Source organism: Streptomyces sp. AV19 (genome assembly GCF_015999245.1).
Lineage (GTDB): Bacteria > Actinomycetota > Actinomycetes > Streptomycetales > Streptomycetaceae > Streptomyces.
The window spans coordinates 823,358-830,266 of record NZ_JAEAMR010000003.1 but is presented as its reverse complement, the minus strand read 5'-3'; the positions used below and the strand labels follow the sequence as shown (position 1 = coordinate 830,266).

Sequence of the window (6,909 nt, the reverse complement as noted above, 5' to 3'; positions counted from 1 at the left end):
CCCCGGAAGAAACGGTGAAATGGGGGTGCCCCCTCTGGGGGAGGGCCGGGGGCAAGCCTCACCGGCCCATCGGCCACGCCGCATGGTGCTCCTGATCCGGGCTGTCCCCGGCGTACTGCGCACACGCGTCCGTGAGCGTCTCCAGCAGCGTCAGCGGGTCGGGGAGCGGCCGCTCCGGGCCCCGCAGCCAGGCGACATACGACGACGCGTCGTCCCCCGGCAGCCGCGACGGCGGCAACAGCACATAACTGCCCCGGCAATGCCACCGCAGCCCCGGATGCTCGTCGAGCGTCTCCGGATGGCAGTCCAGCTCGCAGGGCCACCACTCGTCCTCGTCGTCGGGAGTGCCCCGCGTCGCGGTGAAGAAGAGCATGCGGTCGGGGGCGACGGTGGCCACGGGGCCGACCTCGACGCCGGCGGCGGTCAGCCGGTCCAGGGCGGAGCGCCCGGCCTCGACGGGCACGTCGAGCACGTCGTGGGCCATCCCGGTGGCCGTGACGAAGTTCGCCTCCGGCTGGGCCCGCAGCCACTTGGTGACCTTCTCGGGGTCGGTCGTGGCGAGCGTCTGCCAGGCGAAGGAGACGGGGTGCCGGCCCGGCGTGGGACAGCCGATGCGTTCGCAGGAACAGCCGTAGCCGGAGGGGTGCGCGGCGGGGGCCAGGGGGAATCCCGCGGCGGCCGCGGCCAGGAGCAGTTCCTCGCGGGCGGCCCCGGTGGCCGCCCCCGCAGCCGCATCGCCGCCCGACCCGCTCCTGGGGCGGCGCAGCCACTGGGAGAACCGGCTCTTGCGTTCCATCTATCCCCTCACTTCGACCTCGACCGCGGTCTTCGGTCAATGCTGCCACCATCCCGGGCCCGGCGTGACCGCCGGACGCATCCGGGGGTGTGACACGGAGCTCAGCGGGAGGCCCGGCGCGGGGCGATGCCGCGCAGGGCGAGCTCGACGACGGCGTCGGCGTACTCGTGGGTCAGCGGCAGGGTGCGCAGCATCCAGCGGTGGGCGAGCGGGCCGACGATCAGTTCCAGGGCGATGCGCGGGTCGGCGTCCGGGTCGGCCTGCCCGGCCTCCTGGGCGGCGCGCAGCCGCCGGACGTAGAGCTGGAGCTGGGGCTCCAGGACGCGCTGGGTGAACTGGGCGCACAGCTCCGGGTTGACGACGCTCTCGGCGGCGAGGGCGCGCGAAGGGGCGTCGTAGCGGGGGCTGTTGAGCTCGTCGACGGTGGCGCGGACGACGAGCTTGAGGTCGGCCTCCAGGTCCCCGGTGTCAGGGAGCTCGGTCTCGCCCTCGGCGGCCTCCTCGCCGAGGGCGATGAAGGCGTCGAGCAGGACGGCGGCCTTGGAGGGCCACCAGCGGTAGATGGTCTGCTTGCCGACCCCGGCGCGGGCGGCGATGGCCTCGATGGTGAGCCGCTGGTAGCCGGACTCCCCGCTGAGGGCGAGGGCGGCGTCCAGGATCGCGCGACGGGAGCGCTCGCTGCGACGGGTGTGGTCGGGCTGCGGCTTGGGGTTCTTGGTGGCCATGGGCAGCAGGGTAGCGCCTCCACGAGGCGAGACGGTTCGTCTCATTAACCGTTGACAAGACGAACCGTCTCGTGCCGTAATAGTTCCTGTCCGGCGAGACGGCCCGTCTCGCCGGAGTGACACCCGTCGGAAGGAGACCCCTCATGACCCGGGGAAACGGCAATCTGCTCGGCGTCGGCGGCACCCGTCGCAACCTCTCCCGCACCGCCCTCCGCGGCGGCGGCAAGGGCGGCCCGGCGGGCGGCCGGGGCGCCGATCCGCTCGCGCAGAAGCGGGAACTGCTGCGCACTCTGCGGGAAGGGCGGACCGGGACCACCGACGTGTGACCGGGCCGCGGTTCAAACCACCCGTACGGTGCATGCGCGAAGACCGCTCCGCGTGGACGATTTGGGCACGTACGCTCGGCGCGTACGTGCCCAACACCACCGTGAGGAGCGCGACTTGCGTACCGCAGCACCACGCACGGCGAGATCCCGCCGCTTCCTGATGTGCCCTCCCGCCCACTTCAAGGTCACCTACTCGATCAACCCCTGGATGGACCCGGCCAAGCCCGTCGATCTGCCGCTCGCCCTCACACAGTGGGAAGACCTCCGCGACCGCTACCGCTCCCTCGGCCACACCGTCGAGGAGCTCGAACCCCGCCCGGATCTGCCCGACATGGTCTTCGCCGCCAACGGCGCGACCGTCGTCCGGGGCAGGGTGCTGGGCGCCCGCTTCGCCCACCCGCAGCGCGCCGCCGAGGCGGACGTGCACCGCGCGTGGTTCCGCGCCCACGGCTACGACGAGGTGCGCGAGCCCGAGCACATCAACGAGGGCGAGGGCGACTTCGCCGTCACCGACTCCTGGCTGCTGGCCGGCCGGGGCTTCCGCAGCAGTCCCCTCTCGCACCCCGAGGCACAGGAGTACTTCGGGCGTCCGGTCATCGGCCTCGACCTCGTCGATCCCCGCTACTACCACCTCGACACCGCGCTGTGCGTCCTCGACGGCGACGAGGTCATGTACTACCCCGGCGCCTTCTCCCCCGGCAGCCGGGCCGTCCTGGCGCGCCTCTTCCCCGACGCGCTGATCGCGAGCGAGGAGGACGCGTCGGCGCTCGGCCTCAACGCGGTCAGCGACGGGCGCCACGTACTGCTGCCGCAGGCGGCGGTGGGGCTCTTCGCGCCGCTGCGGGAGCGCGGCTTCGAGCCGGTCGGGATGGATCTGGGGGAGCTGCTCAAGGGGGGCGGCAGCGTGAAGTGCTGCACGCAGGAGCTGCGCGAGCAGTGATCCGCCCGGGGCGGCGCGGCCATCACCACGCCGCCCACGGCCGGTTCGGCGGAGAGCGGCTCAACCACCCCGCCCCGACGGTCCGTTCAGTCCTCGGCGGGCGGCCAGGCGTCGCCCCAGCCGGTGTCCCGCGCCGCGCGGTAGAGCGCGCCGTGCCGCTTGGTCACGGTCTCCCGGGTCAGGCCGTCCTCGGGGGTGCACAGGTCCAGCAGCACCTGGCCCTTGCGGATCTGGGGGCGGCGGACGACGCGGGCGGGGGCGCCGTCCCCCGGCACATCCCCCGGCACGTCCTGCCGCACGGCGGCCACGTAGGAGAACTTCTCGTCCTCGTACGCCAACGACCCGCCCTTGACCTGCCGGTGCAGGGACGACCGGCTGACCCGGGCCGAGAAGTGGCACCAGTCCGTGCCCGGCACGATCGGGCAGGCCGCGTTGTGCGGGCACGGCGCGACGACCGTGAAGCCGGCCTCGATCAGCCTCTCCCGCGCCTCGATGATCCGCAGGTAGCCCTCGGGGGTGCCCGGCTCGACGATCAGCGCGCCCCGGGCGCGGGCCGCCTGCGCGACGACCGCGGCCCGGTCGGCGGGGGTCAGCTCGCCGAGCACGTAGGAGACCGTGACCAGGTCCGTGCCCTCGGGGATCTCCAGGCCGGCGCCGATCGCCTGCCGCCGCCAGCGGGCGGCGCGCAGCGCCGGGGAGGCGGCGGAGCGGGCCAGCTCGCCGCCCAGCGCGAGGGCGGGCTCCGCCCAGTCCAGGACGGTGGTCGTGCGCTCGTCGTCGGGCCAGGCGGCGGCGACCGCCCAGGTCGCGGCGCCGGTGCCGCCGCCGATGTCCACGTGCGAGGCGGGCGTCCAGTCGGGGAGCCGGCCGCGGAAGGCCGCCAGGGCGGAGCGCACCGCCTCGAAGGTGGCGGGCATGCGGTAGGCGGCGTACGCGGCCACGTCGGAGCGGTCGCGCAGCACCGGCGCGTCGGTGGGGGTGCGCCCCCGGTAGTTGGCGATCAGCCGCTCGACGGCCTGGGCCGCCTGCCGGGGCGGCAGGCCGTCGAGCAGTCCGGCGAGCGCGGCGCGGAGGTTCTCGCCGGTCGGCGGGGGGTTCTCGGGGGCGTGCATTGGGTGGATTTTACGGGGCGGGGGCGGGGGATCTCGCGGGGCGGGCGGCGACGCGGGGCGCGGCCAATGGTCCGGCACGTCCGTCACGCCCGGCCGGCCCCGACGCGCCCGTCGATCCGGGTCCGTCCGGCGGCGGGCGGAGCCGGGCGCTGCGTCGGCCCGCGACGTACCGGTGCGGCGCCGACACCACGCGCCCCCGCTCCGTCAGCGCGCAGCGACCCCGCGCGCAGCACCCCGCCGGCACATCAGCACGAAGCACAGCACCGCCGCCACCGCGCAGCCCAGCTGCACCACGGCCATCGGCACCGCCGTGTGCTCGCCGGCGATCCCGACGAGCGGCGAGGCGATCGCGCCCAGCAGATACGTGGACGTGCCCAGCAGTGCCGACGCCGAACCGGCCGCGTCGCGCGAGCGCATCAGGGCCTGGGCGTTGGTGTTGGGCATGGCCAGACCCATGGCCGACATCAGGACGAAGAGCCCGGCGGCCACCGGCGCCAGCCCCGGCTCGCCCAGGACGCCGGAGGTCAGCACCACCAGCGCCGCCGCCGCGAGGGTGATCACGGCCAGGCCCCAGCCCAGGGCCTTGTCGAGGCTGAAACGGCCGATCAGCACCTTGCCGTTGATCTGGCCGACGACGACCAGGCCGATGGAGTTCAGGCCGAACAGCAGGCTGAAGGTCTGCGGCGAGGCCCCGTAGATGTCCTGGATGACGAACGGCGAGGCCGATATGTAGGCGAACAGCGCGGCGAACGCGAAGCCGCCGGAGAGCATGTAGCCGGCGAAGACCCGGTCCGCGAGCAGGCCGCGCATCGAGCGCAGCGCCTCCCCCAGGCCGCCGGCGTGGCGCCGCTCGGGCGGCAGCGTCTCGTGCAGGAAGAACTGGACGAGGAGCGTGAGCGCGACGCCGATCACGGCGAGCACGACGAAGATCCCGCGCCAGTCGGTCAGCCGCAGCAACTGGCCGCCGACGAGCGGGGCGACGACGGGGGCGACGCCGGAGATCAGCATCAGCGTGGAGAAGAAGCGGGCCATCGCCACGCCGTCGTAGAGGTCCCGCACCACGGCCCGGGCGATGACGATGCCGGCCGCCCCGGCCAGGCCCTGGGCCAGGCGGAACGCGATCAGCAGCCCGGTGGTGGGGGCCAGCGCGCACAGCGCGGTGGCGACGACGTAGACCACCATGCCGACGAGCAGCGGACGGCGGCGTCCCCACTTGTCGCTCATCGGTCCGACCACGAGCTGCCCCAGCGCCATGCCCATGAGGCAGGCGGTGAGGGTGAGCTGCACGGTCGCGGCGGGACTCCCCAGCGAGTCCGTCACTTCGGGCAGCGCCGGGAGGTACATGTCCATCGACAGCGGCGCCGTCGCGGTCAGGCCGCCGAGGGTGAGCGTGACGAAGAGGGCGGCACGGCGGCCGGGGCCCGGGGGCTCCGGGGCGGGCCGGGCGGCGGCGGTGCCGTGCGGGGACGGGGACGTGGTCGGGGCGGTCGTGGGGACGGGCTCCTTCATGCATCACTCCATGGTTAGTACAACTATCTACTAATGGTGGCATGCGTGAACCCGTGCTCCGTCCCCTTCCGGGGCGCTTGGCCGGATACACACGCCCCCTGGTGCGCCTCATACGCCTCCCCGAATGGCTGATTCCGGGAGTAGCGTCCGGTCACGCCCGCACACCCGGGCACATGCCGGGGCCATACCGAGGGGGACGGCGATGAGCCCAGGGGAACCACCCGATCCGCCGGTCCCGCCCGGCGCCCGGTTCTGGTCGCACATGCGGCTGTGGTGGGCGACCGCCGGTCTGGCCGGGCTCCTGGGGGTGCTGCTGCCGCTGATGCTCAAGTCGGACCCGCCGCCGAACGTGACCCCTCCCCCGAGCCTCGCGGGACCGACGAGTTCCGGCCCGTCGTCGTCCCCGCCGGCCACGCCCCCGTCCCCGCCCCCGACGACTCCGCGCCCCACCACGCCGGTTCCCACCACCCCGCGCGTCTCGGCCACCGTCGTCAGCGTGCTCTCCCAGGGGCAGGAGAGGCCGGGGTTCACCCGGGTCCAGGTGAACGTGACCTTCACCGGCCTCAAGGGCCGTACCGTGTACATCACTTGGCGCACGTACAACGACGCCACCAAGCAGTCCATCAGTAGCGACAGCACCGTCCGCTCCCCGGCCCTGGGGTGGGACGTCACCAACTGGCACCCGCTGATCACCGTCGCCAATCCCACCGTCCGCTGGCAGATCCAGGTGACGGCCTACGGGCCGGACGGCGTCCGGCTCGCGACCAATCACTCCAACTTCGCGTTCTCGTCCTGAAAATCCGTTCGACACACCTGCAACCGTCGTCGCCCCTTTTACGTGTTCTTCGATGAAGCCCCCACAACGGGCCTATAAGGGAGGAATACGTAATGAACCGCGCACACCGCCTTGCTGTCTCCGGCGTCCTGACGGCCGGCCTGGTCGCCGGCGGCGCCGCCACCGCCTTCGCCGCGGCCCCGGCTCCCGCCACCGCCACCGCCACCGCCACCGCCACCGCCACCGCCCACAAGACCGCCGCCGCCAAGCCGGCGCCGAAGCCGACGCCCAAGCCGGTGAAGGCCGCCCTCACCGCGCAGGCGAGCGCCAAGTCCGTCAAGGCGTGGCAGGAGTTCCGCGTCAGCGGCAAGGCCACCGGCATCAAGCCGGGCACCACGGTGACCCTCCAGCAGCAGAAGGGCGCCAAGTGGACGGCCCTCCCGGCGAAGGTCACGGTCAACAAGAACGCCACGTACTCGATGCGTGTGAAGCTCGGGGTCAAGGGCAAGAACACGCTCCGGGTGGTGGGGGGCGGGGCGGTGTCGGCGCCGTTCGTCGTCACGGTGCGCTGACGCGGGCGTAACGCTTCTGCTCTTGCCCCGGCCGCCGGCCGCGCTCTGCGGGGGGGGGTGGGCGGTGCTCCGCGCCGGGGGGCGGCAACCGCGCTCCGGGCGGTTGTCCTCAAGCTCCCCGGAGGGGGCGGCCCCCAGACGGGCTGGGTGCCCC

At 73.8% G+C, this 6,909-nt stretch carries 8 protein-coding genes; 4 read left to right on the top strand and 4 right to left on the bottom strand.

Annotated features, from left to right (window positions below):
* Positions 1-58: 58 nt before the first annotated feature.
* Together I5Q34_RS03870 and I5Q34_RS03865 are read right to left on the bottom strand one after the other, a co-directional pair.
* The gene (locus I5Q34_RS03870) at positions 59-796 is read right to left on the bottom strand and encodes a bifunctional DNA primase/polymerase (RefSeq protein ID WP_199890627.1); all 738 of its coding nucleotides are present in this window, start codon (positions 794-796) and stop codon (positions 59-61) included.
* A 101-nt stretch (positions 797-897) separates the two neighbouring features.
* Positions 898-1,521 carry a TetR/AcrR family transcriptional regulator gene (locus tag I5Q34_RS03865; protein ID WP_199890626.1) on the bottom strand — a complete coding sequence of 208 codons (624 nt, stop codon included), beginning with the start codon at positions 1,519-1,521 and terminating at the stop codon, positions 898-900.
* Between the two features lie 143 nt (positions 1,522-1,664).
* Between I5Q34_RS03865 and I5Q34_RS03860 the strand changes: the two genes are divergently transcribed.
* Positions 1,665-1,847 carry a DUF6243 family protein gene (locus I5Q34_RS03860; RefSeq protein WP_199890625.1) on the top strand — a complete coding sequence of 61 codons (183 nt, stop codon included), beginning with the start codon at positions 1,665-1,667 and terminating at the stop codon, positions 1,845-1,847.
* 115 nt (positions 1,848-1,962) lie between these two features.
* Complete coding sequence (gene ddaH, locus I5Q34_RS03855) at positions 1,963-2,787, top strand: dimethylargininase (RefSeq protein WP_347343464.1); 825 nt, start codon at positions 1,963-1,965, stop codon at positions 2,785-2,787.
* Between the two features lie 86 nt (positions 2,788-2,873).
* On the opposite strand, the gene I5Q34_RS03850 is transcribed toward ddaH, so the two are convergent.
* Positions 2,874-3,899 (bottom strand): small ribosomal subunit Rsm22 family protein, encoded by a 1,026-nt coding sequence (locus tag I5Q34_RS03850; RefSeq protein WP_199890624.1) that lies wholly within the window; start codon positions 3,897-3,899, stop codon positions 2,874-2,876.
* A gap of 204 nt (positions 3,900-4,103) precedes the next feature.
* The gene (locus tag I5Q34_RS03845; protein ID WP_199890623.1) at positions 4,104-5,408 is read right to left on the bottom strand and encodes a multidrug effflux MFS transporter; all 1,305 of its coding nucleotides are present in this window, start codon (positions 5,406-5,408) and stop codon (positions 4,104-4,106) included.
* Positions 5,409-5,610: 202 nt separating this feature from the next.
* Here I5Q34_RS03845 and I5Q34_RS03840 point away from each other — a divergent pair, with 202 nt between their 5' ends.
* Together I5Q34_RS03840 and I5Q34_RS03835 are read left to right on the top strand one after the other, a co-directional pair.
* Positions 5,611-6,204 (top strand): hypothetical protein, encoded by a 594-nt coding sequence (locus I5Q34_RS03840; protein WP_199890622.1) that lies wholly within the window; start codon positions 5,611-5,613, stop codon positions 6,202-6,204.
* A gap of 92 nt (positions 6,205-6,296) precedes the next feature.
* Positions 6,297-6,755, top strand: coding sequence for a hypothetical protein (locus I5Q34_RS03835; RefSeq protein WP_199890621.1), 459 nt, complete (start codon positions 6,297-6,299; stop codon positions 6,753-6,755).
* Positions 6,756-6,909: the final 154 nt, after the last annotated feature.